The sequence below is a fragment of the Epilithonimonas sp. UC225_85 genome, assembly GCF_042695135.1.
In the GTDB taxonomy this organism is placed as follows: domain Bacteria; phylum Bacteroidota; class Bacteroidia; order Flavobacteriales; family Weeksellaceae; genus Epilithonimonas.
This window is the reverse complement of sequence record NZ_CP170547.1, coordinates 24,521-50,957: the sequence shown is the minus strand read 5'-3', so window position 1 is coordinate 50,957 and position 26,437 is coordinate 24,521. Positions and strand designations below refer to the sequence as shown.

Annotated in this window: 27 protein-coding genes; 11 read left to right on the top strand and 16 right to left on the bottom strand. The window is 37.5% G+C overall.

Going from position 1 to position 26,437, the window contains the following annotated elements:
- Positions 1–52: 52 nt before the first annotated feature.
- Positions 53–607, bottom strand: coding sequence for a crossover junction endodeoxyribonuclease RuvC (gene ruvC, locus ACFJGY_RS00250; RefSeq protein WP_379966546.1), 555 nt, complete (start codon positions 605–607; stop codon positions 53–55).
- 104 nt (positions 608–711) lie between these two features.
- On the opposite strand from ruvC, the gene ACFJGY_RS00245 reads away from it, so the two are divergent.
- Entirely contained in the window at positions 712–3,444 is a 2,733-nt protein-coding gene (locus tag ACFJGY_RS00245; RefSeq protein WP_379966543.1) for a M16 family metallopeptidase, read from the top strand.
- Between the two features lie 721 nt (positions 3,445–4,165).
- Here ACFJGY_RS00245 and ACFJGY_RS00240 read toward each other — a convergent pair.
- The 4 genes from ACFJGY_RS00240 to ACFJGY_RS00225 are packed head-to-tail and all read right to left on the bottom strand — an operon-like array spanning position 4,166 to position 6,897.
- On the bottom strand, positions 4,166–4,546 hold the full coding sequence (locus tag ACFJGY_RS00240) for a VOC family protein (RefSeq protein WP_379966540.1): 381 nt from the start codon (positions 4,544–4,546) through the stop codon (positions 4,166–4,168).
- 12 nt (positions 4,547–4,558) lie between these two features.
- A complete protein-coding gene (gene hemH / locus ACFJGY_RS00235; RefSeq protein ID WP_379966537.1) occupies positions 4,559–5,581 on the bottom strand; it encodes a ferrochelatase in 1,023 nt (340 codons plus the stop codon).
- Entirely contained in the window at positions 5,578–6,015 is a 438-nt protein-coding gene (locus ACFJGY_RS00230; RefSeq protein ID WP_379966534.1) for a hypothetical protein, read from the bottom strand. The genes hemH and ACFJGY_RS00230 overlap by 4 nt, the downstream gene beginning before the upstream one ends.
- Positions 6,016–6,018: 3 nt before the next feature.
- Positions 6,019–6,897 (bottom strand): NifU family protein, encoded by an 879-nt coding sequence (locus ACFJGY_RS00225; RefSeq protein ID WP_379966531.1) that lies wholly within the window; start codon positions 6,895–6,897, stop codon positions 6,019–6,021.
- 273 nt (positions 6,898–7,170) lie between these two features.
- Between ACFJGY_RS00225 and ACFJGY_RS00220 the strand changes: the two genes are divergently transcribed.
- Both ACFJGY_RS00220 and ACFJGY_RS00215 read left to right on the top strand, forming a co-directional pair.
- A complete protein-coding gene (locus ACFJGY_RS00220; protein WP_379966528.1) occupies positions 7,171–7,689 on the top strand; it encodes a gamma carbonic anhydrase family protein in 519 nt (172 codons plus the stop codon).
- A gap of 39 nt (positions 7,690–7,728) precedes the next feature.
- Positions 7,729–8,667 (top strand): YihY/virulence factor BrkB family protein, encoded by a 939-nt coding sequence (locus tag ACFJGY_RS00215; protein WP_379966525.1) that lies wholly within the window; start codon positions 7,729–7,731, stop codon positions 8,665–8,667.
- A 1-nt stretch (position 8,668) separates the two neighbouring features.
- On the opposite strand, the gene ACFJGY_RS00210 is transcribed toward ACFJGY_RS00215, so the two are convergent.
- The gene (locus ACFJGY_RS00210; protein ID WP_379966522.1) at positions 8,669–9,103 is read right to left on the bottom strand and encodes a hypothetical protein; all 435 of its coding nucleotides are present in this window, start codon (positions 9,101–9,103) and stop codon (positions 8,669–8,671) included.
- Positions 9,104–9,277: 174 nt separating this feature from the next.
- Between ACFJGY_RS00210 and ACFJGY_RS00205 the strand changes: the two genes are divergently transcribed.
- Complete coding sequence (locus tag ACFJGY_RS00205) at positions 9,278–10,330, top strand: DUF4407 domain-containing protein (RefSeq protein ID WP_379966519.1); 1,053 nt, start codon at positions 9,278–9,280, stop codon at positions 10,328–10,330.
- Between the two features lie 30 nt (positions 10,331–10,360).
- Here ACFJGY_RS00205 and ACFJGY_RS00200 read toward each other — a convergent pair whose 3' ends face one another.
- Positions 10,361–10,600 carry a hypothetical protein gene (locus ACFJGY_RS00200; RefSeq protein ID WP_379966517.1) on the bottom strand — a complete coding sequence of 80 codons (240 nt, stop codon included), beginning with the start codon at positions 10,598–10,600 and terminating at the stop codon, positions 10,361–10,363.
- Between the two features lie 381 nt (positions 10,601–10,981).
- Between ACFJGY_RS00200 and ACFJGY_RS00195 the strand changes: the two genes are divergently transcribed.
- The 4 genes from ACFJGY_RS00195 to ACFJGY_RS00180 all read left to right on the top strand — a co-directional run bounded on the left by ACFJGY_RS00195 (position 10,982) and on the right by ACFJGY_RS00180 (position 13,232).
- The gene (locus tag ACFJGY_RS00195) at positions 10,982–11,887 is read left to right on the top strand and encodes a T9SS type A sorting domain-containing protein (RefSeq protein ID WP_379966514.1); all 906 of its coding nucleotides are present in this window, start codon (positions 10,982–10,984) and stop codon (positions 11,885–11,887) included.
- An 85-nt stretch (positions 11,888–11,972) separates the two neighbouring features.
- Complete coding sequence (locus tag ACFJGY_RS00190; protein WP_379966511.1) at positions 11,973–12,170, top strand: KTSC domain-containing protein; 198 nt, start codon at positions 11,973–11,975, stop codon at positions 12,168–12,170.
- A 74-nt stretch (positions 12,171–12,244) separates the two neighbouring features.
- Positions 12,245–12,712 carry a redoxin domain-containing protein gene (locus tag ACFJGY_RS00185; protein WP_379966508.1) on the top strand — a complete coding sequence of 156 codons (468 nt, stop codon included), beginning with the start codon at positions 12,245–12,247 and terminating at the stop codon, positions 12,710–12,712.
- Between the two features lies 1 nt (position 12,713).
- Positions 12,714–13,232: a DsbA family protein gene (locus ACFJGY_RS00180; RefSeq protein ID WP_379966505.1), complete on the top strand. Its 519-nt coding sequence runs from the start codon at positions 12,714–12,716 to the stop codon at positions 13,230–13,232.
- A gap of 55 nt (positions 13,233–13,287) precedes the next feature.
- Here the strand turns inward: ACFJGY_RS00180 and guaB are convergent, their stop codons facing one another.
- From guaB to ACFJGY_RS00135, 9 genes are all read right to left on the bottom strand, one after another.
- Positions 13,288–14,748 carry an IMP dehydrogenase gene (guaB, locus tag ACFJGY_RS00175; protein WP_379966502.1) on the bottom strand — a complete coding sequence of 487 codons (1,461 nt, stop codon included), beginning with the start codon at positions 14,746–14,748 and terminating at the stop codon, positions 13,288–13,290.
- 260 nt (positions 14,749–15,008) lie between these two features.
- Entirely contained in the window at positions 15,009–16,625 is a 1,617-nt protein-coding gene (locus ACFJGY_RS00170) for a hypothetical protein (RefSeq protein WP_379966499.1), read from the bottom strand.
- An 89-nt stretch (positions 16,626–16,714) separates the two neighbouring features.
- Positions 16,715–17,509 carry an SDR family oxidoreductase gene (locus tag ACFJGY_RS00165; RefSeq protein ID WP_379966496.1) on the bottom strand — a complete coding sequence of 265 codons (795 nt, stop codon included), beginning with the start codon at positions 17,507–17,509 and terminating at the stop codon, positions 16,715–16,717.
- Positions 17,510–18,175 carry a hypothetical protein gene (locus tag ACFJGY_RS00160; RefSeq protein ID WP_379966493.1) on the bottom strand — a complete coding sequence of 222 codons (666 nt, stop codon included), beginning with the start codon at positions 18,173–18,175 and terminating at the stop codon, positions 17,510–17,512.
- Positions 18,176–19,396 (bottom strand): 3-phosphoshikimate 1-carboxyvinyltransferase, encoded by a 1,221-nt coding sequence (locus tag ACFJGY_RS00155; protein WP_379966490.1) that lies wholly within the window; start codon positions 19,394–19,396, stop codon positions 18,176–18,178.
- 81 nt (positions 19,397–19,477) lie between these two features.
- Entirely contained in the window at positions 19,478–19,804 is a 327-nt protein-coding gene (locus ACFJGY_RS00150; protein WP_034964122.1) for a nucleotide pyrophosphohydrolase, read from the bottom strand.
- Positions 19,805–20,590 (bottom strand): hypothetical protein, encoded by a 786-nt coding sequence (locus ACFJGY_RS00145; protein ID WP_379966486.1) that lies wholly within the window; start codon positions 20,588–20,590, stop codon positions 19,805–19,807. It lies immediately after the preceding gene.
- Complete coding sequence (locus ACFJGY_RS00140) at positions 20,550–21,191, bottom strand: hypothetical protein (RefSeq protein WP_379966483.1); 642 nt, start codon at positions 21,189–21,191, stop codon at positions 20,550–20,552. The genes ACFJGY_RS00145 and ACFJGY_RS00140 overlap by 41 nt, the downstream gene beginning before the upstream one ends.
- 135 nt (positions 21,192–21,326) lie before the next feature.
- Positions 21,327–22,256, bottom strand: coding sequence for a T9SS type A sorting domain-containing protein (locus tag ACFJGY_RS00135; protein ID WP_379966480.1), 930 nt, complete (start codon positions 22,254–22,256; stop codon positions 21,327–21,329).
- Between the two features lie 178 nt (positions 22,257–22,434).
- On the opposite strand from ACFJGY_RS00135, the gene ACFJGY_RS00130 reads away from it, so the two are divergent.
- The 3 genes from ACFJGY_RS00130 (at position 22,435) to paaE (ending at position 26,418) form a co-directional block, all read left to right on the top strand.
- Complete coding sequence (locus ACFJGY_RS00130; protein WP_379966477.1) at positions 22,435–24,516, top strand: thiamine pyrophosphate-dependent enzyme; 2,082 nt, start codon at positions 22,435–22,437, stop codon at positions 24,514–24,516.
- A 71-nt stretch (positions 24,517–24,587) separates the two neighbouring features.
- The gene (locus ACFJGY_RS00125; protein ID WP_379966474.1) at positions 24,588–25,196 is read left to right on the top strand and encodes a TetR/AcrR family transcriptional regulator; all 609 of its coding nucleotides are present in this window, start codon (positions 24,588–24,590) and stop codon (positions 25,194–25,196) included.
- Between the two features lie 139 nt (positions 25,197–25,335).
- Positions 25,336–26,418 carry a 1,2-phenylacetyl-CoA epoxidase subunit PaaE gene (gene paaE / locus ACFJGY_RS00120; RefSeq protein ID WP_379966471.1) on the top strand — a complete coding sequence of 361 codons (1,083 nt, stop codon included), beginning with the start codon at positions 25,336–25,338 and terminating at the stop codon, positions 26,416–26,418.
- Positions 26,419–26,437: the final 19 nt, after the last annotated feature.

The window sequence follows — 26,437 nt, the reverse complement described above, 5'->3', positions numbered from 1 at the left end:
ATAATTAAATAAAAAAGTATTTAAACCATCAACTAAAACTATCAACCAACAACTACTTCACCCGATCCGGATTCTGCTTCAGAAAACTGTCCCAGCCGGTGTAGGATTTATCAGTCGTAATAGTTCCGGAGTTGAAATGATGACAAACTGCCACTGCCAATCCATCCGAAGCATCCAGATATTTCGTTGGAAATTCTTTCAGTTTCAGAAGGTTTTGAAGCATTCCTGCAACTTGTTCCTTACTGGCATTTCCGTTTCCGGTGATCGCCATTTTTACTTTTTTAGGAGAATATTCTGTAATCGGAATATTTCTGTGAAGACTTGCTGCGATCGCGACACCTTGTGCTCTTCCCAGTTTCAGCATACTTTGGACGTTCTTTCCGAAGAAAGGTGCTTCCAGAGCAGTCTCGTCAGGATTATATTCATCAATTAAGGCTAAGGTTTTATCAAAAATAACTTTAAGCTTTGTTTCGTGGTTTTCATATTTCTTCAGAATCAACTCGTGCATAGCAAGCAATTCCATTTTCCCGCCTTTCACAGAGATGATCCCGAATCCCATAATAGATGTTCCCGGATCGATTCCTAAAATTATTTTCTCAACTTGCATAAGAACAAAATTACGTTAAGATTTTCATAAAAATTGATTGCAAAAACAGATTTTATACGAAAAGTGATTAAATTTAAAAATCAAAAAAAATATAACTATCAAACATGAAGAATTTTCTACTGACTGCGGCAGTCGTATTCTATGCAGGGCTTAATACACCTGTGTTTTCCCAGAAAGCCGAAACACCAAAATTTATTAGCAACACAGAAGGAATTAAGGAATATTCCCTTAGCAACGGGATGAAAGTTTTACTGATTCCAGATGCTTCACAGAGTAATATGGTCGTAAACATTGTTTATAATGTTGGATCCAAAAATGAAGGCTATGGCGAAAAAGGAATGGCGCATTTGCTGGAGCATATGTTGTTCAAAAGCACCAAGAATCTTGGAGATATCAAAAAGCAGCTGTCCGACAAAGGCGGAAAAGCAAACGGAACTACCTGGTATGACAGAACCAACTATTACGAAATTTTCCCTTCCAATGATGAGAATCTGAAATGGTCTCTCCAGATGGAAGCCGACAGGATGATCAATGCAACTATTCTTCAAGCTGATCTTGATAAAGAATTTTCTGTCGTAAGAAATGAATTTGAAATAGGAGAGAATGATCCGGGAAGTGTTCTTCAGGAACGCATTGCTTCCACCGCTTATCTGTGGCATAATTACGGAAACAGCACCATCGGAAGCAAAGAAGATATCGAACGTGTAAAAGCACCCACGCTTAGAAAATTCTATGAAAAATATTATCAGCCCGATAATTCTACACTGATCGTTGCAGGAAAATTTGATGAAAAACAAACACTGAATTACATCGCACAATATTTCTCCATTATTCCAAAACCAACAAGAATATTGGACGAATCCTACACTGTAGAGCCAGCTCAGGATGGCGAACGTTTTGTAGAACTGAAGCGTGCCGGCGACAGCAAGGTGATTGGCGCACTTTATCACACTGTTCCTTATGCGGATAAGGATTATGCGGCATTGGATGCATTGACAGAGATTTTGACTGCTGATCCTTCCGGTTACCTTTACAAAGCAATGATAGATTCCAAGAAAGCAGCTTCTGTTTATGCCTATCAGCAACAGTTGCGAGATGCTGGTTTTATGTATTTTGGCTTACAGGTGCCTAACGACAAGGATGTAAAGGCAACAGAAAATGACTTCCGCGCAGAACTCAATAAGATAGCAACTACTAAATATACCGAACAGGATCTTGCAAGGGCAAAAGCAAAACTCCTGAAACAGATAGAAAACTCAAAAAATAATACCATCAATTATGCAATTGGTCTTACAGAGATCATCGGAGCTGGTGGTTACAAATTGGAAATGCTGTATCGTGATAATGTTGAGAAGCTGACATTGGCCGATGTTCAAAAGGCGGCAGAAAAATATTTCCGCGACAACAATAGAACAGTTGGTGTTTTCATTCCGACAAAAGATGAGGTAAGAGTTAAGAATCTGGAATATACATCAGAGCAGATTGCAGCACTTACCAACAATTACAAAGGAAAAGCCCTTGAAAAAGAAACCGCACCTTTCGAAGCCAGCATCAAAAACCTGAAAGCCAATCTTGTAGAAGGCAAACTGAGCAACGGAATGAAGTACGGCCTTATTAAAAAAGAAATTAAAGGCGGAAAAGTTCTCGGCAGTTTCAAATTCCCGGTGAGTAATGAAAAAGACCTTAGCGGAAAATCTGATGTTGGATCACTAATGGCTCAGGTTCTGAAAACAGGAACCAAATCCCATACAAAAGAACAGATTCAGGATATGCTGGATACCTGGAAATCGAACGTTAACTTCGGATTCAGCGGTCAGACTTTGTATGTTAATTTCAGCACCTATAAAGAAAACTTACCAAAAGTAATGGGACTTATCAAAGAGATCCTTACCGAATCAACTTTCCCGGATGCCGAATTAGCTAAAACTGTGAACGAGTACAACACTTATCTGGAAGGTTCTCTTAATGATCCTCAATCCATCGCCTTCACAGAAATCGAAAAGATCACAGAAAATTATCCTAAAGAAAGCATCTATTACACCGCTTCTACAAAAGAGCAGATCGAAAACAACAAGAAAGTAAAAAGAGATCAGCTGGTAGATTTTTACAACAAAATCCTTGGAAGTAATAATGGAGTAGGAACAGTTGTTGGTGATCTAGATGGAAAAGCAGCTTCTGCATTACTGGAAGAGACCTTTGGAAAATGGAATTCCAAATCCAAATATGAATTTGTAAAGCCAGAATTGTTCGCAACCAAAAAAGAGGATAAAGAATATCTGACACCAGATAAAGAAAATGGTGCAGCGGTCGGGAAAATCAGTTTCTCTATGGACAGAAAATCTCCGGATTATCCAGCCTTTGTTATTGCTAACGAAATGTTGGGTAGCGGCGGATTCCTTACTGCAAGAATCCCGACAAGACTTCGTGAAAAAGAGGGAATCAGCTATGGTGCAGGTTCTTACATCAATGTTCCAATTGATAACAACGTAGCATCCTGGGCTTGGTACGCCTTCTTCAACCCGACTAAAAAAGATGCCGTAAACAAGGCTCTGAAAGAAGAAGTGAACAAAGCGGTCAAAGACGGCTTTACAGAAGAAGAATATAAATCCAACCTGACCTCTTGGCTCAACTCCAGAAAAACAGGATTAGGAAATGATAATACCCTCATGAATCTGGTGAACTCCCAGCTTCAGTATGGTGTTCCGCTGGAAGATTACGACGCTTTGGAGGCAAAAGTATCTGCACTCAAAGTCGCTCAGGTCAACGATGTCCTCAGAAAATATATCAGCGAAGACAAGCTGACTTCCGTATTTGCCGGAGACTTCAACAAGAAATAAATATTTCTATATAAAAAAAGCCGTTGCGATATTCCGTGACGGCTTTTTTCTTTTGATAAGATATTACTGTATTCCATAGGAAATAATTAGGAGCCGGGAACCTGCTGTCCGTTGCAATCTTTTTTGCATCACGTTTTGTCAGGCTGAGGTTCTCGAAGCCCAAGCAAAAAAGGATTTCCACTACCATCAGGGCTAAGGAGTTACAGTTTCGTTACTATTTTTGTCAGCGTTGTCAGGCTGAGGTTCTCGAAGCCCAAGCAAAAAAGGATTTCCACTACCATCAGGGCTATGGTTTTCAGTGTAAAACAACATTTCTCTTCAATAGTAACTTTGTCGTTTTAACGGAAATGGTTAGACCAAGTCAATCCCAATACAGTATTAGAAACGTCACTCCGAGTGGAGTTGAAGAGTTTGTCTAAAATAGAAAGTCACAGATTAGAATATGCGGATAGGAAGCGTATGTCTAAAATAACAAAAACTTACCAAACTATCAAAAACACTTCAATCTCTATACAGCACATTTGTGTGTAGGAAGGTGTATACTTACGGTATCACTAACCACCAAAAAATATGTCAAAATGTCAAAAACACTTCAACCCTACAAAACAATAAAAACACATTTTGGGTATAGGAAGCGTATACCGACCGTATACCGATAGCCTATCAAAACACAATGTCAAAATGACAAAAACGACCTCAAATTAATTTGAGGTCGTTTAATTTATTTTGCAATTCTAAGGTCAGAAATAATAATCTTGTAATGATCGCAATCCTCGAAGCAGATGCCGTTCACTTTCCAGTAAGGATTCTTGGGCGTCAAAGTCGGAACTTTATAATATTCCAGATTTGCTAAAATCTTCTGAAACTCTTCCAAACTTTCCGGATAGAAAACCAGAAGGTCATCATCATCAAATTGAGACTCCGGCAGATTCCCATCCTGCGTGAACTCCAGATGCCAGTTCTGATCAGCTTTCCCAAGGAAAACGCCGTCATAGCCATTATGATCCTCAAACTTTCCAATCACCTCAAACTCCAAAACCGAAGTGTAGAAGTAGATCAGTTTCTCAAGATTCTGCGTATGTCGTGCGTATCGGAAAATCATTTGATTGGAATATTAATGAAAGTAAAAATCATTCAGCTTTTCTTCACAAAGTGTTTTCACAACATTTACCCAACTCTGCTCTTCATTCAGACAGGGAATATAATCGAATCTTTCACCGCCACCGTGAAGGAAGATTTCCTTACCTTCCACAGAAATCTCTTCCAAAGTCTCCAGACAATCGGATACAAAAGCAGGACAAACGATGGCCAGTTTCTTGATGCCTTTTTTACCAAGACCTTCCAATGTAGCATCTGTGTAAGGCTCCATCCATTTGTCTTTCCCCAATCGGGATTGGAAGGTGACTATCACTTTTTCTTTTGGCAATCCCAGTTTTTTGCACACCAATTCGGTCACTTTATAACATTGGTGTCTGTAGCAGAATTTGTGCGAAGGATTGTCTTCCTTTTGACAGCAGTTATTCATATTGCACGTGTTCGTAGGATCGGTTTTGTAAATATGACGTTCCGGCACACCGTGATAAGAAAACTGCAACAAATCAAAATCCGCAGGGAGTTTTTCCCTGATACTTTCAGCTAAAGCATTGATGTAAATTTCGCGGTCGTAGAATGGCTCCACGTAATTGATCTTAATATCCGGGAAGAATTTCAGTCGTACTTCTTCCGCTTTATCAATCACGGTTTCTGTTGTGCTCATCGCATATTGCGGATAAAGCGGGAACAGAGTGATCTCAGTTATCCCTTTGTCTACCAACTCCTGAATGCCTGTTTTAATCGATGGTTCAGCATAACGCATTCCCAGACCCACCGGAACATCCACGATCTCCTGTAGTCTCTTCTGAAGATGTTTTGAGATCACAATCAAAGGTGAACCTTCGTCTGTCCAGACGGTTTTATAGGCTTCGGCAGATTTCTTAGGACGGGTTTTGAGGATGATTCCCTGAACCAAAAGAGCACGGAAGATCCAACGATAATCAATAACCTTTTCGTCCATCAGGAACTCGTCCAGATATTCTTTTACATCTTTTACGTCCGTCGATCTTGGAGAACCTAGGTTGACCAGAAGAATTCCTTTCATTTGTAAATTGATTTCATTTGACTTTCTACAGTCGGGTTGTACTTCACTTTCAGATGATTGATGTAGATCTCTCTTGCAAGCATTTCTTCATCGTCGGAAAGACCAATTTCTTTATTGTATTTGTCGCTCAAAATATGGCTGATGGAATCAAATTTAGTAATGTATTCTTTGTCGCCATAATAGATATCTTCACCATAGATCTTGTGAAACTCTTCTATTGCTTTCTGATCCAGTCCGTAATAGTAATGAACATAATAATCCAGGAAAGTGGTGTTTTTCTTATTGAGTTTATCTAAAACAACATCCATTTTTTGAAGGCTGTCTTTCGCCAATTTTGATTCTACCAAATCTTCGTGAATGCCATCATTCAGCTGTGCTTCTTTTTTACAGGAAACAACAAGGAGTAAAATCAAGCAAGGAAAAAAGTTTTTCATAAATTATCCGTTTACAGCTTCCACATTCTCCACCAATTCCGGAACGAATTGTTTCAGGATATTTTGGATGCCGTTTTTCAAAGTTGCTGTGGAAGATGGGCAACCACTGCAAGCGCCTTGAAGCAACATTCTTGCCGTTTTGTTTTCCTGATCATATTCAATCAATGAGATTTTTCCGCCGTCGTTTTCTACGGCTGGTGCTACATATTCGTTCAGAATATCGCTGATTTTTTGCTCATCATTCGTATATTCTCTGTTGATGATTTTCAACATCGGATTTTCGTGGGTATGAGGTTCAGCATTTGAAATGGTTTTTCCTTCCTGCAAAAATTCTGCGATGAAAGAACGAACCTGATTCATAATTTCGTGCCACTCAAACTGGATGTCTCTTGTAACCGCCACGAAATTATCACTTACATAAACTTCTTTTACAAAATCAAAAGCTGCGTATAATTCTTTTGCCAAAGGAACTTCGTCAGCTTCTTCTCTGGATTTTACCTCGATAAAGCCGTCCATCAGCATTTTGTTAGAAATGAATTTCATAACAGCAGGATTCGGCGTCATCTCAGAATAAACCTGATAGTGTTCTTTTTTCTTTTGAAGATAGATTCTTGGGTTTGCAAGAAGCTCGTCCTCGATGATATTTTTCAGACTTTCGGAAACGTGTTCCCATTCTACTGTATCTTCTTTCGCAACTGCAATGAAATTGGCTGTGATAAAAATTCTGTTGACGAAAGGATAATTGAAAAGTTCTTGTGCCAACGGAATCTCTGAAATGTCAGATTCTCTGTCGAGCTCCAAAGATCCGGGAATAAGATTGTAGTCTGTCACAAACTTCATCACTTTTGGATTCTCTGTTGGTTCTATAATGATTTGTCTCATTTTAAGTATATTGAAGTACAAAAATATCGTAATTTGGTGGAACAAAAAAGGCGTAGAATCCCAATGTTATGTTAAGTTTTGATTATGAGTGGGTTTGCGGATATTCGATTTTTTCTATTGGTTTGATTTTGGCTGTTTCGGAGGAGAAAATATGAAATTATGATGAATCTGCGCCCCGACTTGAGTGAAGCTCATTTTTTTCTTTAAAAAAATAGCGGGAACGGAAGGCGGATAAAGGCGCCCAAATTATATGAATCAAAAAATTAAAAAGTAATGGCAATTATAAAAGAACTTTTAGGTAAAAAACCGCAGCTTGGAGAGAATGTTTTCGTAGCAGAAACAGCCGTGATCATTGGTGATGTGACAATGGGAGATGACTGCAGTATTTGGTACAATGCCGTTTTGAGAGGCGATGTGCATTACATCAAAATGGGGAATAAAGTGAATGTTCAGGACAATGCAATGATCCACTGTACCTACAAAAAAAGCCCGACTACGATTGGAAATAATGTTTCAATCGGACACAATGCAATCGTTCACGGCTGTACAATCAAAGACAATGTGTTGATTGGAATGGGGGCAATTGTGATGGATGACTGTATCGTGGAAAGTAATTCGATTGTTGCGGCTGGTGCAGTTGTAACGGCAAACACGGTTATCAAAGAAGGCGAAATTTGGGCCGGCGTTCCTGCGAAGAAAGTGAAAGATATTTCGCAAAGTCTGATTGAAGGCGAGATTGACAGGATTGCCAATAATTATGTTAAATACGCCAGTTGGTATAAACAGGAGTAAATTGGTACAACTATTGAATTTTCCAAAGAAATGTAAACTATGACAAAGCTCAAATCTTTTTGGGAAATTCTAAAGGAAACTTTTAATGAGTGGACTTCATCGTCAGCTTCAAAAGACAGTGCAAGTATGGCTTACAATGCAATATTTGCTTTGCCGGGTTTGCTTATCATCATCATCTGGACTGCAGGTCATTTCTTTGGAGATGAAGCTGTAAACGGAGAAATTCGCAGACAATTGGCCGGAATAATGGGCTATGACGGGGCAAAAAGTATTCAGGATATTATTGCAAGTGCAATGATTGATAAAGAAAATTTCTGGATGAAAGCGCTTGGTGTAGCAACTTTGGTTTTCGGTGCAACGAGTTTGTTTTTCCAGATGCAGGCAACGCTTAATAACCTTTGGGATGTAGAAGCTGCCCCTAAAAAAGCTTGGCAGAAGTTTATTCTGGATCGTGCGAATTCCCTTGGGATGATTCTGGTAATTGCATTTTTACTGTTGATTAGTATGGTTTTGTCATCAGTCATTGGTTTAGCAAATGGTTTGATTACCAAATACTTCGGGTTGGAAACGTATGTGCTTATTCAGGGAAGTAATTTTGTTCTTGGATTTGCTGTTATTACCGTTCTGTTCGCCATTATGTTCAAAGTTTTACCTGATGTCGAAATCAAATGGAAATCCGTTTGGATTGGTGCAATTGTTACGGCTCTACTATTTAATGTTGGGAAAATGCTGATGAGTTTTTATTTCGATGTTTCAAAACCGACCTCGGTTTTTGGAGCTGCAGGAACCGTTATTTTGTTAATGATGTGGATCAATTATTCTTGTCAGCTGATATTCTTCGGAGCCGAATTTACAAAAGTTTATGCAGTCAAAAAAGGTCACAAGATCATCCCTTCCAAACATGCCAAATGGAGCAAAGCTAAACTTTACAGAGACGCTGAAGAAGAAAAGGGAAGAATCGTTCCGAAAGAATTATAACTTATTTAAAAACTGGCTGATCATTTTCGCACGCGATATTTTCCGGCTGCATGACCAACATACAATCTGATACCAAGTTGTATTTTTTATTATATTCTGTAGATTTTTGATTGTAAAGATTTACTTTTTCAAGAAAAGTTTTCTCATCTATTTTATTGGAATAGGCAATATAGCTTACATGCCCACCACAAGCTTTTACACCCAAGCCAACTGTTTTCCAGTCGGCAGGATTGGTGCATTTTTCGCTGTTTGCCAATGCTGTGATTTCCGCTTTCAAAGCTTCCATTTCTTGGGATTCTTCTTTTGATAAACTACCAGTTCCAGCATTGTTATCCGGTCTTTCCGGTAAAGGTTTTGGCAGATTTTCAACAGTATTAATGGGTTTGCAAGAAAAAGTAAAAACAGATACTAAACTTAAGAAGATCAGATTTTTCATAAAATATTTTCGATTGATGAATCAAATATAAGACCTAAAATAATTTTTGCGATCAATAAAATTGGTATAAATTTCGTTATTAGGTTTTGCCTAATACTATTTGTAACAAATTAACGTTTTAGAATACATATTTTGTAATAATTGAATATGAAAAAAATAACTAACACATACAAAATGAATTGGTTCCAGCATTTCCTGATGATCTGCTCCGGAGGAAATATTCATCTTTTGAGAAAATCCCCAAGCGAATGGAATAAGTTTGCAGGGATTGGCGGGATCGTATTGTTTACAGCAGTTTTTGCAACACTTTCTGCCGGGTATGCCATGTTTACTGTTTTTGATAATGTCTGGACGGCAATCGGATTCGGCGTTTTATGGGGATTGATGATCTTCAACCTTGACAGATATATTGTTTCGTCAATCAAAAAAACCGGAACGTGGTGGAATCAAATTCTGATGACTATTCCAAGGTTGATTTTGGCAACTTTCTTGGGGATTATTATTTCAAAACCATTGGAGCTGAAGATCTTTGAAAAGGAAGTTAATAAACAATTGAACACAATCATTCAAAGGAATAAAAAACAGCTTCAGGCAGAAATGAGTGGTAGAATTCTTCAACAATCCGGGCCATTTGATGCCGAAAAAAAACAAATTCAGAATCAAATCAAAAATTATCAAGTTGCTTATGACTCGGCTTCGGTGGAACTGGAAAAAGAAATTCTTGGGAAACAATCCGGTTTGACGAGCGGAAAAGTAGGCTTCGGAACCAATGCGAAAAGGAAAGCTGAACTCAAGGAACAAAAACGCCTCGACTTGGAAAACTACCAGAAACAACAGCAATCTAGATTGCAATATCTGGATAAAGAAATTACAAAAGTATATTCTAATCTGGAAACAGAAAGAAAATCCACAGAAACTTTTGAAGATAAATTTAATGGGTTTGCAGCAAGATTGCAAGCTTTAGATGAGCTGGGGAAAAACTCTGCAATTATGGCATTGGCAGCAAGTTTCATTATGGGACTTTTCATCTGCCTGGAGATTTCGCCGGTTTTGATCAAGCTTATTTCTCACGTTGGCCCCTATGATTATCTTTTGGAAAAGACAGAAAACGATTTTAGACTTTATTCAAAGGAAAAAATTACAAAAGGAAATGTTTTGACCGATTATCGGATTGATGATTTTAAATCTGATCTTGATAAAAGAAAAAGAGACAAGCAGGATATATAAAAGAAAAGCTTCCAGATCTGGAAGCTTTTCTTATTTTAAATCACCTACAACAAATGGCTGCTCGGCATCCTCACTATAATCTCTTACAAATCCGATTTCTTTTGATTTTGTGATCTCAGATTTTGAAGTTCCCGCGAATCCATCCCCAAAATCGATGCTGAAATCGATATAACTTAATTTATTTCTTGTAAACTTCATCTTATTAAACACAAGAATGATGTTTTTATCTTTAAGGTTTTTCTGTAAACTCAGAAGGTCTTTTTTCGTCATTTCTTTATTGAAAACAACGGCTATCACTTTCTTATTGGATGTAAAAGAGAGCATCCCAAAAACGAAAACTGATAAAAATAAAAAGGAAAAAATGGTGGACTTCTTCACGGTATATAACTAAGCTGCAAATTTATAAAATATTTAACAATAATTATACCTTTTTACTTATTGATTTCATAATTAAATATATAGCTGTGTTAAATTTGAATATTTAAAAATATCTTCTCATTAAAGAATAAATTTTATCACTTTAGTAATCAATTATTTATGCAATGAATAAGAATCGGTATTTAATTATTAAATGTTAAAAATTAAATGAACGTTTGTTTTTTTATAAATTGTTTATAGATTTGTCAACTTAATTTTATAAATATTATCATTATGAAAAGAATTTTATCTTTTTCTTTAACTGCTGTCATGGCATTTAGCGCGTATTCACAAAGTTTGTGGAGCGATACTTTTGAAACTTACACCGTTGGAAATCTTGGAACTCAGGGTGGATGGGACAGAGATGGCGCCGTTGCCGCGGTTGCCAAAGTTGCAACTATTGATGCTGCTCACGGAAAATCGTTCCAGTTTGCAAGTACAGCTAGCAATAATGCTGCTGGTGCTTTTATCTACCACGATACTAACTGGTCTGCAAGATCTAGTGCCAATGGTATTTTTGTAGCAGAATTTGACGTATATACTGGCAGCACTTTTTCAGAAATTCAGTTTTATGATGTAGACGCTGGTTATTATACGATTGCTGACTTGTACATGAGTCCTACAAACGGCGTATTTTTAGCGGACCAGGATGATTTTGACAATGAAACTTCAGGGACGGAATTGCCATTAAATGTTACTGCTAACACTTGGTATAAAGTTAAATTCACTTATGATGTTATGGACACTGGATCTATGACTGTGACTATCAACGGAACAGAATATGGACCATTCGAAAAAGCACCAGGCTGGTTTCCAACGGAAGTTGACTTCGTGGCAAGTGGTGCAAGTACATCAGGATTCGACAATTTAACTACCAAAGCTGTAGCAACTTTACTTGCCGTTTCTGATGTTTCTACTAAATCACAAGTGAGTGTTTATCCAAACCCTGCTACAGATGTAATCACTGTAAAATCTGAAAACAAAATTGCTCAGGTATCTATATTTGATATCTCTGGAAAAGCTGTAAAAACAACTTCAGAAACTACGATCAACGTAGAAAATCTTGCTAAAGGTTCTTACATTGTTAGCATCAAATATGCTGATGGAACTACAGAAAGCAAAAAAGTTATTAAAAAATAATTTTAATTTCTTTAATTATTAAAGACCGCAATTTTGCGGTCTTTTTGTTTTTGTGTTTAGGAATATTTTTTGTATCCAAGGAGATATGCCATCTTCTGTTATCAAAAAATATTATTATTTTGAAAACGAAAAAATACTGAGGATTGTCTATCAGTCAGGATCAGTATATGATTATCAGGATGTTTCTCAAAGTGTATTTGATGAGTTCCGGGCGGCATTTTCAAAAGGCATTTTTCTCAATAAAGTAATTAAGCCAAATTTTAAATACCAGAAAATCGCGTAATTATAATATTAATATAGCCTTAATTACATAATAGTTTTTTATTCTTAATTTTAATCATAACCAATTCAACAAAAATGATATTACAAAAAAATACTCCAGCTCCAGATTTTGAACTCAATGCAACACCTGACCAGAAATTAAAACGCTCCGACTTTTTAGGAAAAAATTTGATTTTGGTTTTTTATCCTGCAGACTGGAGTCCGGTTTGTGGAGACCAGGTTTCACTTTACAACGAGATGCTTAGCATTTTTCATAAATATAATGCAGACATTTTAGGAATTTCTGTTGACAGTGCCTGGTGTCACGATGCTTTTATGGGAGATCGGAAATTACATTATCCACTTTTGGCAGATTTCAACCCCAAAGGCGAGGTATCAAAAAAGTATGGCGTCTATAATGAAGAAAACGGAACTTCAAAAAGAGCTCTTTTTGTGATTGATTCTGATGGGGTGATCCAATGGAGCTATCTTTCTCCGGATGGCATCAATCCTGGTGCAGATGGGATTATTGATGCGTTGGAAACATTAACCAAGAATCAATAAGATGTCAAAATTAAGAATACCAGTCAGCGAAACAGACCATATAACAGGAAACATTAATACTGCAAAAATAGTTTTGGTGGAATATGGTGATTATGAATGTCCTCATTGTGGTCGTGCATTTCCATTAGTGAAAAAATTTGCTGAAGAAAATCCGGAAGATGTGGCTTTTGTTTTTAGAAATTTTCCCTTATCGGATTCCCACGAACACGCTTTGCCGGCAGCTATGTTTGCAGAAGCTGCGGGGAAGCAGGGAAAATTCTGGCAGATGCACGATTTGATCTATACCAATCAGAATATTTTGGATGAAAACTCTCTTAAACAGGCTGTAACTGATTTACAATTAGACAAAACAAAGTTTAAAGAAGACTTTAGTTCTCACGAAATTAAAAATAAAATCGAAGAAGATTTTGAAGGTGGTGTCAGAAGCGGAGTCAACGGAACACCATCGTTTTTTGTAAATAATGAGAAATGGGAAGATTATGATGGAACCTATGAATCTTTTTTAAAATTACTCTCTTAACTAAATAAAAAAGCCAGACCTTTATTTGTCTGGCTTTTTATATGATCTTAATTATTTAAAAAGAATAATTCGGAGCTTCCTGAGTGATGATGACATCGTGCGGATGAGATTCTTTCAAGCCGCTTCCTGTGATCATAACCAATTTCGAATCTTTTTGTAAAGCTTCGATGTCTTTGGCGCCGCAATATCCCATTCCGGCACGTAGACCACCTGTCAGTTGGAAAATAACATCTTCCAGTTTTCCTTTGTGAGGAACTCTTCCTTCGATGCCTTCTGGAACAAATTTCTTCGCTTCGCTTTGGAAATATCTTTCTTTTCCGCCACGTTTCATAGCGGACAGACTCCCCATTCCTTGGTAAGATTTGAACTTTCTTCCCTGGAAAATGATTTCTTCTCCCGGAGCTTCATCAGTTCCTGCAAGAAGAGAGCCCAGCATTACTGCTCCAGCACCGCTTGCGATTGCTTTTACAATGTCTCCGGAAAGTTTGATTCCACCATCAGCGATAACGGCGACATTTTTCTTCTTAGCAAATTCGTAAACATTGTAGATGGCGGAAAGTTGAGGAACGCCGACTCCAGCAACAACTCTGGTTGTACAGATAGAACCTGGACCAACACCCACTTTAAGGACATTTGCACCAGCTTTGATGAGGTCTTTTGCAGCTTCTGCTGTTACGATGTTTCCACCAACGATATCCAAGTCCGGGAATGTTTTTCTGATTTCAGAGATTTTATCCAAAACACCTTTGGAATGTCCGTGAGCCGAATCGATTGCTACAATGTCAACGCCAGCTTTTACTAAGGCTGTGATTCTTTCAATTGTATCTTCTCCAACGCCAACGCCGGCTCCTACAATTAATCTTCCGCTTTTGTCTTTATTAGCATTTGGATATTCCAATTGATTATCAATGTCTTTGATGGTAATTAATCCAACCAATTTGTTTTTCTTGTCTACAATTGGAAGTTTCTCTATTCTGTTTTTAAGCAAAATTTCTTTCGCTGTTTCCAGATTTGTGGTTTTATCAGATGTGATGAGATTTTCTTTCGTCATGATTTCCTCAACCTTCACTTCAAGATTTTGCTGATATTTCACATCTCTGTTCGTAATGATTCCGATAAGATAATTGTTTTTATCAACCACAGGAAGACCAGAGATTTTGTATTCTGCCATCAGCGCTTTCGCTTCGGCAAGTGTGTGGTCTTTGGAAAGTGTGACTGGGTCGGCGATCATTCCGTTTTCGGAACGTTTCACGCTGTTTACCTGAGCGGCCTGTTCCGCTATCGTCATATTTTTATGGATGAATCCAAGACCACCAACTCTTGCGAGTGCAATTGCCAGATCTGCTTCTGTAACCGTATCCATCGCTGCGGAAACAATCGGAACATTAAGCGAAATTTTGTCGGTAAGTCTTGATTTTAGGGAAACCTGGTTAGGTAAAACTTCTGAATAAGAAGGGACTAATAGAACGTCATCGAAAGTGATGGCTGCCTCTACAATTTTGTTATGAATAGACATCTTTACTTTCTGTGCAAAATTAAGCTATTTTTATGGAATTTGAAAATCTCTCAATTTATTTGATAAATAGTTAATATTCAGAAAAATGATGATTGGATGCAAAAATCCATAGCCCCGATAGGAGCGGCATCCTTTTTTGTTTTTTCTTTTCGATTTCTATTAATGACAAATGGTCATAAAACAAAAAAGATATAGCGGATAGCGGGAAATAGCTCCAAGTTATTATAAATTATGAATGATTTTTTATCAACAATCATTGATTAGAAACGACTGAGGATTCCCCAGTGTATTTTTATTTCATTGAATTTGAATGGATTGCCAAACTGATTTCCGTTGGAGATTTGGAAACTCATCAAACCGATAGGAAGAAAGAAATTAAAACCCAAACCTAAACTGTAGAGTTTTGGAGTAATTCCCAAAGCTTTGTTGGACATTTGTCCGTACTGCGCAAAGAGGTCAAAAAAGGCTTGGTCATTCACGAGATAGCGATATTCGGCACCGGCGAATGCATAGAAATCGCTGATGAGACTCTGCTCGTTGAATCCCCGCATCGAGTTCCAGCCGCCAAACCTAAAAAGTTCGTTTGTGGAAAGTTCGTTCTTGGCGGTGAGCAATGCCGATTCTGCTTTGATGTTAAGGAAGTGATTTCCGGAGAGATTAAAGTTGTGTTCGGCAAATAGAAAATACCGGATCTGGTCAAATTTTTCCTGCGTCTCGTCGTAAGTTGTCTTCAGAAAATCGGCCTCTACACGGATGTTACTTTTGTTGATGAACAGCGGAATGTCGCTTCCTTCCTGATATTGGTACCAAAGTCCAATCCCTTTTTTGCTATAATCACGTCCGCCTGTGTACAGCGAATCCAAAATGGCTGATGATTCAAAAGTGCCTTTGAGACCCAGTTTTTGACGTGGCGAAAGGTGATAGTAAACGGCTGGTAGCAATTTTACATTGGCGAAAGTCGAGTCTTGGCGGAAGATATTGACGTTGACATTTAAGCCGACGTTGCTTCCAAAGGTGTACGGAATATCCGTCTGCAAATCGAAAGTCTGCCCTTTGTCCGGATTTCGCTGCCAGTAAACGCCGATGCTTTCGAAGCTGTTGAACATATTTTTGAGCTGAACATTTAATGTTCCATTGACGGTAAATTTTTCGGTTTTATCGTTCCCGAAGCCGATCATTCCGTCGAAAGTATTTGTTTTCTTTTTTTGCATGAAAAGGAAAACCTGCGTGGAATCCTTTGTGAATAAAGTCTGAGGCGGTTTTTCCAAGGTCACAAACTGGTGATTTTGCAAAGCCTGATTCATCGAAACCAAGTTTTTGTCCTCGTAATTTTTACCGACATATTCTTTGTTCAAAGCTTTAACGAATTGTTTCGGTAAACGTGTGTAACCTTTGTAGACGATAGCATCGATTTTCCTTTGAGATGATGTGACAACAGAGATTTTCACGGTCGGAATTCCGTTTTCCATTTTCTGGAATTTGGTTTTCACTCGGTTGAAAGCGAAACCTTTATTCCTGTACTTTTGATTAATGTTTTTCTTGAGAGAATCCAGGTTTTTGATGTAGATCTCATTTTTTGAAAGTTTTAATTCTGAGACTAATGAATCTGAGAATTTGACATTGGCTTTGTTGAAATTCGGGCCTTTGTTATAATAGATTTCGGTTCGGTTTTCTATTTTTTTGACGTCTTTCAGTTCTGTGAAGAAATAAGAGTTTTCCGTTAATGAATCCAAAAACTTGACTGCTTTTGCCGAGTCGGAAACGATTTTTTTGGCGTTGGTTTCTTTATCGATTAGCCAATATTCTTTTTTCTGCGCGTTGGAGAAGACACAGAAAATAGAAAAAATACAGAAGAAGAAATATTTAATTTTAACCACAAGGTTCGTAAGGATTTCACAAAGGACACTATTTTAGTTCATTGTGAACTTTGTGAAAAAACTTAGTGCCTTTGTGGTTAAACAGAAAATCAATCCATTTTATTGTATTTCTTCATCAGATTCTCGTACGTACCTTGTGGAAGAATCCATTTGAGAGGAACACCAATCTTCTGACCGAATTTCCCAAAATAGTAATGTGCTTTCCATTTTGATTTTCCTAAAAGTTCATCAATGTAAACTGCAACATCCAAAGGTTCAGTTCCATCGCCAACGTGGGAATTCATCAAAGCGTAAACTTTATCAAATACATTTTTATATGGTTCAGAAACTTTCGTCTTCACACGGTTTTCTGCAATATTGGTTTTAATGTCGCCCAAATGAAGCGAGCAAACGTGAATATTCCAAGGATAAACTTCGTAGCGCATTGCTTCTGTTACTTTATCCAAAGCCGATTTGGAAGCGGAATAGAAACCTCGGAAAGGCAATCCCATTTCGGAACCGATGCTGGAAACATTGATGATTTTTCCCGATTTCTGTTCCCTCATTTTCGGCAAAACGGCGGTCATCATTTGGACAGAACCAATCAAATTAAGATTAAATAATTTCGTAATATCTTCTTTTGTGGAATCTTCAACCGAACCAACCATTCCCATTCCGGCGTTGTTGATGAGCACATCGATTCTGGTTTCTGTTTTTAAAATCTCAGAAATGGCGTTGTCGATTTGTTCTTTTTCGGTAATATCTGTGGGAATCGAAACGAAAAAATCCGAGCTCACAGATTTTCTGCTCAGTCCGTAAACTTTGTTCCCTTTCTTCCCGAAATATTCTGCCAGCGCAAATCCTATTCCGGATGAAGTGCCTGTGATGATGATCGTTTTTGACATTTAGAAATTAAAAGATTTAGTTGAATTAGGAATTTTGATTTCATTCTTACCCATTTTGTACTCGTTCATTTTTATCAATTTGGGAAGTTTGTAAGTGAATTCTTTATAATAATTCTCTGGAATTTTTCTGTTCGAGCCATCATCACAATCTGAATATTCCTCGCTTACAATGACTTTTCCAGTCGAAAAATTGATTTCATCTGAAAAATTAAATTCGCAAGTATCATCAAATTGCACTAACGCACCAATCAGATAAAAATCGCCGTTTTGAAATCGATAGGTGTTTTTTGAAGTTACTGTGTGTCGGGAATTCGAAAAATAGGATTGAAAAATCACCAGACAATTATTCTTGATGCTTAGTTCCAATTGATTTTCCTCTGGATAAAATCCCTCTTTGCTGTCAAATATCAAATTAGAATTCTCCTTCCAGATTTTCAACCTTCCATTGACTTTTTTTAGGATGTAGAACTTTCTTTCAAGTTCTTCAGATTTCGTTTTTTTATCAGTATTGAAAACAATAACAGCTTCATCTTTTCCATCTTTGTCCAAATCACCTTTTGTTTCAAGAATTTTCTCATAACCTTTTGGGATTGTGAAATCTTTCAATTCTTGTGATTGGAGGAATGAGAAAAATATTGAGGTTAATAAAGAAAGAAAAGTTTTCATTTAGACTGGATTTAAAACCTTCGACAAGTCCTCCCAAAACTCAGGATAAGATTTCTCGACAACATCTTCATTTTCGATATTCAATTCTTTGATTAAGGCAAACGGCGCAAAAGCCATCGCCATTCTGTGGTCGTTGTAAGTTGCGATAGAAATATTTTCTTCAGGTTCAATAAATTCCGAAGATTCTATTTTTTCAACCGTGATATGGGCTTTCGCTCCAATTTTCAATAATTCGTTTTGAAGCGCAACCAATCTATCTGTTTCTTTTACCTTCAAAGTGTGAAGTCCAGTGATTTCAAATGGGATTTTCAAAGCTGTTGCTGTTACACAAAGTGTTTGGGCAATGTCCGGACAATCATTCATATCGAGTGTAATCAATTCCGGAAATTCAAAAGCTGGTTCCGGCAAAAGGGAAATCGAATTTTCTGCGTAATCCGAAACCGTGTTGATGCCAAAATATTTCCAGTAAAGTTCCTTGATCACGCTGTCGCCTTGCAGAGAAAGCGTATGGTAACTTTTCAGAGTGATGGTTTTTCTGCCGATTGCGGACAGAGAATAGAAGTAAGAGGCGGAAGACCAGTCGCTTTCTACTTCGTAGCGTTCCATCCTGACGTGATTTTTGTGGGCAACAATTTCTATTCTGTTTTCTGCGAAATGAGATTTGATTCCGATCTCATTCAGGATTTTCAAGGTCATTTCCAGGTAAGGACGAGAAGTGATTTCGCCTTCCAATTCCAAAGTCAAACCATTTTCCAGTTTTCCGCCGATTAATATTAATGAAGTTAAAAACTGGCTGGAGACATTTGCAGAGATTTTGACCGAATTTTTTTCTAGCTTTTTCCCGGTGATTTCTAATGGCGGAAAACCTTCTTTTTCAAGATAGGTAATATCGGCTCCGAGTGATAATAGTGCATCTACCAAGGGTTTGATGGGTCGGTTTTTCATTCGGTCGGAACCTGTCAGAATTGTTTTTCTGCCTTCTAAAATTGAATAATAAGAAGCCAGAAAACGCATCGCAGTTCCGGCGTGATGGATGTCTATAACTTCGGAATCTGAGTCCAAAGCTTTTTTGAGCAAAGTTGTATCCTGAGAGTTGGAAAGGTTGAGCATATCAATATTCCCAAACAGTTTCCCTAAAACCAAAAGACGGTTCGAAATACTTTTCGAACCGGTAATTTTGATTAGTTTATTATCGATTAATTCTGATTTTTTTATAATCATTTTTATGTATTGATGTACGAAGTATTAATGTATTAATGATTTCAATTCGTGAATACATTTTACGTTAATACGTTTTACAAATTATTTTAATTTCTCGTTATTTTGATGTCTATCCTTGTCTCTGTCAGTTTTTACTTTCATTTTTTTATCGAAAGCCGATTGCAGATCTGTTCCTGTTTGATTCGCCAGACAAAGTGTTACAAAAAGAACATCCGCTAATTCTTCGCCTAAATCTTTGGACTTATCAGATTCCTTTTCAGATTGTTCACCGTATCTTCTGGCGATGATCCTTGCAACTTCGCCTACTTCTTCTGTCAGCATCGCCATATTCGTCAGTTCGTTGAAGTACCGGACGCCAATGGTTTTTATCCATTCATCAACTTGGTTTTGGAGCGTTGTTATTTCCATTTATTGATAAGCACCTATTGTTGGATTGCTTGAAGGTCTTGTAATTCCTACAATATCTTTTTTAGTAATATCATTATAACTTGGATTTCCTTTTCCAATCGCTGGCGAACCTGTTTTTACTCTCAGATTCATTTTTTGGGTAAAATAATTCTGGAATTTCGGATCTTCGTTTTTAACATTAGAGTTGTCCGGATTCAATCCTGAATTAGATGTAAATTTTAATAATGAATTTTTAAAATCGGTAATGAAACTTCCATTTGCAATTTTTTTAAATTCAATCATATCAGGCACATCACCATAAATAATAGAATTTTTCACTATTAGATTTAAGTTGCCACTAATAATTTCATCATCATTTTGGTAAAAATCAGTAGCATAGATTCCCAAAGCAGACATCGATGGATTCAGATTCCAGTAGTTGGCAATCGTACAATAATTAAGGTTGTAAATTCCGCCTCCGGCAATCGCAAGATCGGCTTCACCACAATTATTCATCACGACATTATTCATCGTAAGATTTGCTTTGATTCCGTAGATTCCGGCATTTTGAAATGTGTGGATGATCGTGTTATTGATTGTTGCATTATTTTCTTTCAGTTGAAGACCGACAGTTCCACCAAAAACACGGGCATAATTCATATTAAGAACCGTGGCTTCATCCATTTTGATCCCGTTCCAGTTGATTGGCAATGTGTCGTATTTGGTGTCGCTTCTGTCACCTCGGAAAATCACTTCATCATTTAATTCACCATTCACAGTCAATTTCGAACTTTTCTCGAAATTCATTCCGCTGTTTTTTCGGAAATAGACTTTGGTTCCTTTTTTCCATTGTCAAAGTTTTTCCTTCAGCAACAGTCAAATCGCCGAAAATCACTTTTACTTTGTCCTTCGTCCAGGTTGTGTTTTCAGAAATGATATTCGGGTTTGAATCGGTTTTGATAAAATATTCCGCATCCTGAACAACTGAGAAAAGCGTCACTTTTTGTTCGCCCGCTGGCGTATTGAAAACAACTTTGTCCTCGGCAATTGCTTCCGGAGCGTTTGCAACAGGCGCAATTTCTACAAACACATACAGACTGTCTTTTCTTCTCAACGCTACATTTTCGAAACTCGTCCCGACTTTTCCGTCCACATTGATCCTGTAAAGTGAACCGCTTCCGCCTTCCAGCGCAATTTTTGGAATCAATACATCTTTATCTTCATTGTTATAGACTTTTACGGCGTAAGTTTCGCTGCGCATCTGGTTGTAAACCGTGTCACAAAAAACGGTATCGGTTGAAAAACGCAGTAATTGACTTGGCGACTCAAACGAAATATCATCGCGGTTACATCCCGCTAATAATAAAAGTGACCAAAATGCAATTCCAAAAAATATTTTAATTTTCATTTATCTTGTTTAATCTTCAAAACTACAAAATTTAAATTTTTATTTTGTGATGAGGAAGATATTTTAATGATATTAAACAAAAAATCCTTCCAATGCATTAAATATTGAAAGGATTGACCGTTTTAAAAACGAATATTATTCTTTTATAAATTTCTTATTGATTGTTTCTCCAGATTTAGAAACAGCAGTAATAATGTAAGTTCCTTTCACCAATTTTGAAACATTGATAGATTTATCTGAATTTGAAATTTGCTTTACAATTTTTCCAGAAAGGTCTGTTATTTTGATATTTCTAATTTCCTCTGAGAAATTGATATTGTCTTTTGCAGGATTAGGGTAAATTTTGATTTGTGGTTTTCCTGATTCATTTGTAGATAGTAGACAGCTTGTGCTGTAGCTTGTTGTAGCATCTTTTTGCCACAAGTAGGTCGGCTGAGCATTCGCATAATTAACATCATCAACTTGTACACAAGTTAAATTTGGATTGTCAACAATATAGATAGAGCTTAATTTTGTATTATTTCCATTACTCAAGTTTATATTGTTAAGTAATGGATTTCGTGGACAATAAAGCCAAGTGAATTTTGTGTTTTTACTAATGTCCAAATTTGTCAAAAGATTACCTCCACAAGATATGGCCGCCAAAACCGTATTTTTAGTCACATCCAGACTGATTATTTTATTATTCTCACAATATATGTTTGTCAATGCAGTGTTTCGACTCACATCTAGAGTTGTAAGTTGATTGTTTCCGCAATATAAGCCAGTTAGCTTAGTGTTTTTGCTAATGTCAAGACTTGTAAGATTATTAACAGGACATTGTAACACAGTCATATTTACAAATACTTCTATTCCTGTTAGGTTGATAATGCCTTTATTATAAATATTAATCGTGCCTGCGAAAGCATTAGCTTCCGAAACTTGTATTTGGCTATCTCCATTTGTATTGATTTCAGGATTTGCTACCAAATACGCTTTAAAATTCGCATCAGGAATATTGACAATCTGAGCATTGATAAGACTTGCAATTCCCAGAATTAAAGTTAGAACAAATGTTTTCTTCATAATTAGTTTAATTTAAATGGTTATCAAAGTTTTGATGCAAATGTAAAATTTTCTATTGAATTTTAAATAATATAAAACTAACTAACATTTGTTAGTTAAATAAAAATTCGTAAGTTTGTTTAAATCACATTCATAATTCAATATTTGAGTTAATTATTTGGATGTCAAATGTTTAAATATGGAAATGACCAAAAGACATTTTTTAAACAAAGAAATTTCTCTCACTGATTTACTCAAATCAGCTTATCGCTTGATGTTTACGGCAAAAGCGATGACCGATTTGTTTGAGCAGGAAAAAAAGATCACTTCAAAGTACGTTCACGCGACTTCCCGCGGTCACGAGGCTATTCAGCTCGCTTTGGGAATGCAGTTGTTGCCGCAGGATTTCGTGAGTCCTTATTATAGAGACGATTCTATTTTGCTAGGAATCGGAATCACGCCTTACGAATTAATGCTTCAGCTTTTAGCAAAACGCGACGACCCATTTTCCGGCGGAAGAACTTATTACGCACATCCAAGTCTGAGACGAGAAGACTTCCCGAAAATCATCCACCAAAGTTCTGGAACAGGAATGCAAGCCATCCCAACAACCGGAATTGCAATGGGAATGAAGTACAAAGAAGAAACCGGAATCGCTGAAAATCTTGACGACAAACCAATTGCAGTTTGCTCACTCGGCGATGCAAGCTGTACCGAAGGCGAAGTTTCCGAAGCATTTCAAATGGCAGCTTTGAAACAATTGCCGATTCTTTATTTGGTTCAGGACAACGAGTGGGATATTTCTGCCAGTGCAGACGAAATCCGAGCGCAGGATATTACAGAATATATGCGGGGTTTCAACGGCATAGAAACCAGAACCATCGACGGAACAGACTTTATCAAATCTTACGAAACCGTAAAAGAATGTATCAAAATTATCCGTGAAGAACGCCGACCAATGCTGATTCACGCAAAAGTTCCTTTATTAAATCACCACACTTCCGGTGTACGAAAAGAATGGTACCGCGATGATTTGGAAGAATGCACAAAAAATGACCCATTAATCAAATTAAGAAATCAACTTTCAGAATTCAGCATAGAAGATTCTGAAATTGAAACCATAGAAAAAGAAGTTGCAGAACTCGTAAGAACCGATTTTGAAAACGCCGTTTTAGCAGAAGACCCAAAACCGGAAGACGCTTACAAGCACGATTTTGCGCCAACGCCAATCACCGAAGAAAAAGGAGAACGTACCCCAAGCGGAAAAATCCCAACGGTAATGGTAGATTGCGCGCTTTTCGCCATCCGAGAATTGATGACAAAACATCCGGAAGCCTTATTATATGGTCAAGATGTTGGATTGAGGTTAGGCGGCGTTTTCCGTGAAGCGATTACGTTGGCAGCACAATTTGGAGAAAAAAGGGTTTTCAATACACCAATTCAGGAGGCCTTCATCGTAGGTTCAACAGTTGGAATGAGCGCAGTTGGACTGAAACCAATTGTCGAAGTTCAATTCGCCGATTACATTTGGCCCGGCTTGAATCAATTGTTCACAGAAGTTTCCAGAAGTTATTATTTGTCTAATGGAAAATGGCCGGTTTCAATGATTCTGCGTGTGCCGATTGGTGCTTACGGAAGTGGAGGACCTTACCATTCAAGCTCGGTGGAAAGTGTTTTGACGAATATCAAAGGCATCAAAATCGCGTATCCATCAACTGGTGCAGATTTGAAAGGTTTGATGAAAGCCGCTTTCTACGACCCAAATCCGGTTGTAATGTTGGAACACAAAGGATTGTATTGGTCAAAAATAGAAGGCACAGAAAATGCCAAAACCATAGAGCCAGACGAAGATTACATCATTCCATTTGGAAAAGCCAGAGAAGTTTTACTTTGCGAAAATCGTCAGGACAAACCAACTTTGACCATCATCACTTACGGAATGGGCGTTTATTGGGCTTCCAATGCAGCGAAAGAATTTGAAAATCAAATTGAAATCATTGATCTGAGAACACTTGCTCCGCTAGATGAAAACCGGATATTCGAAAGTGTGAAAAAACATAACCGTTGCCTCGTTTTGACGGAAGAACCTGTGAATAATAGTTTTGCGCAAAGTCTGGCGGCGAGAATCAGCGAAAACTGTTTCAGACATTTGGACGCCCCGGTAAAAGTAGTTGGCGCCAAAGATTTGCCGGCAATTCCTATCAATTCAGAATTGGAAAAAGAAATGTTGCCAAACACACAGAAATTAATTAAAGAAATAGAACAACTGCTGAAATACTAAGCTCCGTAGGAGCGAAATGTTTGTAGCAAAACGATTTTATTTTTAAAGGAGCTCCGTAGGAGTGACACATTATGATACAGGAATTAATAATTAATAAGAAAAACAAAATCAATAAGAAAGAATTGATTTTATCCGAAGCCGCAATGCTTTTCAAAGAGAAAGGTTTCGGTGGGACAAGTATGCGCGACCTTGCGGAAAAAGTGGGAATGGAAGCCGCAAGTATGTACAATCATATCAAATCCAAAAACGAAATTCTGGAATTGATTTGCTTCAAAATCGCCAACCAATACATTTCCCAACTTGGGGAAATCGAAAACACCAACCAGACTTTTCAGGAAAAACTGAACGCCATCATCGGACTTCACGTTCAACTGATTATCGAAGATTCTGCCTCAGTTTCTGTAGCAAATAACGATTGGAAATATTTGTCTGATGACAAGAAAGAACAGTATAAAGAAACCAGAAAATCCTATGAAAAAAGCTTTGCCAACATCATAGAACAAGGAATGCAAAACGGCGAATTCAAAAAAATGAACGTTTCCGTCGCACTTTTCACAATGCTATCTTCCTTAAGATGGATTGAACTCTGGTACAAACCAAGCCGCGAAATCTCACCGCAAGAACTGGAAGATGATTTGAAAACATTATTAATGAAAGGAATGTTAACAGAAGATAGATAATAGATTTAATAAAATTAATTTGAGAGCTTAGTTAAGTTTGTAGTTTATACTGAGCCTGTCGAAGTGCCTTTGTGAGCCTTAAAATATTTTCAATAATGTAAAAAAAATCTTTGTGCACTTTGTGTTCAAAAAAAATAAAATGTCAGTAAATTTTCATCAATTAAAAGTCAAAAAAGTCAAGAAAGAAACGCAGGATTGTGTTTCCGTGAGTTTTGATGTGCCGGCAGAATTGGCAGAACAGTTCAAATTTACGCAAGGCCAATACCTGACTTTCCGACAAATCAATGGCAGCGAGGAACTTCGTCGGTCATACTCAATCTGTGCAAGTCCGCACGAAAATGAATTGAAAGTCGCTGTGAAAAAAGTTCCCGAAGGTCTGTTCTCTTCTTTTATGAATGAAAACCTAAAAGAAGGCGACATTCTTGAAGTAATGCCACCAATGGGAAAATTCTACACAGAACTGAATCCCGAAAATAAGAAAACTTACGTTGCTTTTGCTGCAGGAAGTGGCATTACGCCCATTATTTCCATCATCAAGTCAGTTTTGAAAAACGAGCCTCAAAGCCAATTCATCCTGATTTACGGGAACAAAAACAAAGCGACCATCATCTTCAAAGAAGAAATCGAAGCTTTGAAAAACCGTTTTATGGAACGCCTCAGTATTTATCACATTCTCAGCCGCGAGGTTGCAGATGCAGATTTGTTGAGTGGCAGAATCAATTCTGAGAAAGCAAAATCATTCCTCGATAATATCATTCCCGCAGAGAAAATCGATGAGGTTTTCCTTTGCGGACCAGAGGAAATGATTCTCGGCGTAAGAGACACTTTGGTCAGTTCCGGCGTGGATGCCAAGAAGATTCACTTCGAATTATTCTTCAGCGCAGCCTCAGCCGAAAAGAAAAAAGAACACGAATCCGCAATCAATAAATCGGATGATGTTTTTAGTAAAGTCACAGTCAAGTTAGATGCGACCGCTCTGAAATTAGATTTAGCCTACCACGGCCCAACAATTCTGGATGCCGCTTTGCAAAACGGAGCCGACTTGCCTTACGCCTGCAAAGGTGGTGTTTGTGCCACTTGCAAATGCAAACTTGAAAAAGGCGAAGTTGTGATGGACATCAATTATTCCCTGGAACCGGACGAGATTGCCGCAGGATTTATCCTTTCTTGCCAGGCGCATCCGAGGTCGGAGGAAGTGGTTGTGAATTTTGATATTAAATAAAATAATAATTATGGCAGCC

Excerpts from the sequence above, each read along its gene's own strand:
- ACFJGY_RS00155 (WP_379966490.1), bottom strand. The coding sequence starts at position 19,396 with ATGATTATAAAAAAATCAGAATTAATCGATAATAAACTAATCAAAATT.
- ruvC (WP_379966546.1), bottom strand. The coding sequence starts at position 607 with ATGCAAGTTGAGAAAATAATTTTAGGAATCGATCCGGGAACATCTATT.
- ACFJGY_RS00240 (WP_379966540.1), bottom strand. The coding sequence starts at position 4,546 with ATGATTTTCCGATACGCACGACATACGCAGAATCTTGAGAAACTGATC.
- ACFJGY_RS00150 (WP_034964122.1), bottom strand. The coding sequence starts at position 19,804 with ATGGAAATAACAACGCTCCAAAACCAAGTTGATGAATGGATAAAAACC.
- ACFJGY_RS00195 (WP_379966514.1), top strand. The coding sequence starts at position 10,982 with ATGAAAAGAATTTTATCTTTTTCTTTAACTGCTGTCATGGCATTTAGC.
- ACFJGY_RS00225 (WP_379966531.1), bottom strand. The coding sequence starts at position 6,897 with ATGAGACAAATCATTATAGAACCAACAGAGAATCCAAAAGTGATGAAG.
- ACFJGY_RS00165 (WP_379966496.1), bottom strand. The coding sequence starts at position 17,509 with ATGTCAAAAACGATCATCATCACAGGCACTTCATCCGGAATAGGATTT.
- ACFJGY_RS00145 (WP_379966486.1), bottom strand. The coding sequence starts at position 20,590 with ATGAATTTCGAGAAAAGTTCGAAATTGACTGTGAATGGTGAATTAAAT.
- guaB (WP_379966502.1), bottom strand. The coding sequence starts at position 14,748 with ATGTCTATTCATAACAAAATTGTAGAGGCAGCCATCACTTTCGATGAC.
- ACFJGY_RS00230 (WP_379966534.1), bottom strand. The coding sequence starts at position 6,015 with ATGAAAAACTTTTTTCCTTGCTTGATTTTACTCCTTGTTGTTTCCTGT.
- ACFJGY_RS00190 (WP_379966511.1), top strand. The coding sequence starts at position 11,973 with ATGCCATCTTCTGTTATCAAAAAATATTATTATTTTGAAAACGAAAAA.
- ACFJGY_RS00220 (WP_379966528.1), top strand. The coding sequence starts at position 7,171 with ATGGCAATTATAAAAGAACTTTTAGGTAAAAAACCGCAGCTTGGAGAG.
- ACFJGY_RS00245 (WP_379966543.1), top strand. The coding sequence starts at position 712 with ATGAAGAATTTTCTACTGACTGCGGCAGTCGTATTCTATGCAGGGCTT.
- paaE (WP_379966471.1), top strand. The coding sequence starts at position 25,336 with ATGTCAGTAAATTTTCATCAATTAAAAGTCAAAAAAGTCAAGAAAGAA.
- ACFJGY_RS00185 (WP_379966508.1), top strand. The coding sequence starts at position 12,245 with ATGATATTACAAAAAAATACTCCAGCTCCAGATTTTGAACTCAATGCA.
- ACFJGY_RS00215 (WP_379966525.1), top strand. The coding sequence starts at position 7,729 with ATGACAAAGCTCAAATCTTTTTGGGAAATTCTAAAGGAAACTTTTAAT.
- ACFJGY_RS00205 (WP_379966519.1), top strand. The coding sequence starts at position 9,278 with ATGAATTGGTTCCAGCATTTCCTGATGATCTGCTCCGGAGGAAATATT.
- ACFJGY_RS00160 (WP_379966493.1), bottom strand. The coding sequence starts at position 18,175 with ATGAAAACTTTTCTTTCTTTATTAACCTCAATATTTTTCTCATTCCTC.
- ACFJGY_RS00125 (WP_379966474.1), top strand. The coding sequence starts at position 24,588 with ATGATACAGGAATTAATAATTAATAAGAAAAACAAAATCAATAAGAAA.
- ACFJGY_RS00200 (WP_379966517.1), bottom strand. The coding sequence starts at position 10,600 with ATGACGAAAAAAGACCTTCTGAGTTTACAGAAAAACCTTAAAGATAAA.
- ACFJGY_RS00135 (WP_379966480.1), bottom strand. The coding sequence starts at position 22,256 with ATGAAGAAAACATTTGTTCTAACTTTAATTCTGGGAATTGCAAGTCTT.
- ACFJGY_RS00130 (WP_379966477.1), top strand. The coding sequence starts at position 22,435 with ATGGAAATGACCAAAAGACATTTTTTAAACAAAGAAATTTCTCTCACT.
- ACFJGY_RS00140 (WP_379966483.1), bottom strand. The coding sequence starts at position 21,191 with ATGAAAATTAAAATATTTTTTGGAATTGCATTTTGGTCACTTTTATTA.
- ACFJGY_RS00210 (WP_379966522.1), bottom strand. The coding sequence starts at position 9,103 with ATGAAAAATCTGATCTTCTTAAGTTTAGTATCTGTTTTTACTTTTTCT.
- ACFJGY_RS00180 (WP_379966505.1), top strand. The coding sequence starts at position 12,714 with ATGTCAAAATTAAGAATACCAGTCAGCGAAACAGACCATATAACAGGA.
- hemH (WP_379966537.1), bottom strand. The coding sequence starts at position 5,581 with ATGAAAGGAATTCTTCTGGTCAACCTAGGTTCTCCAAGATCGACGGAC.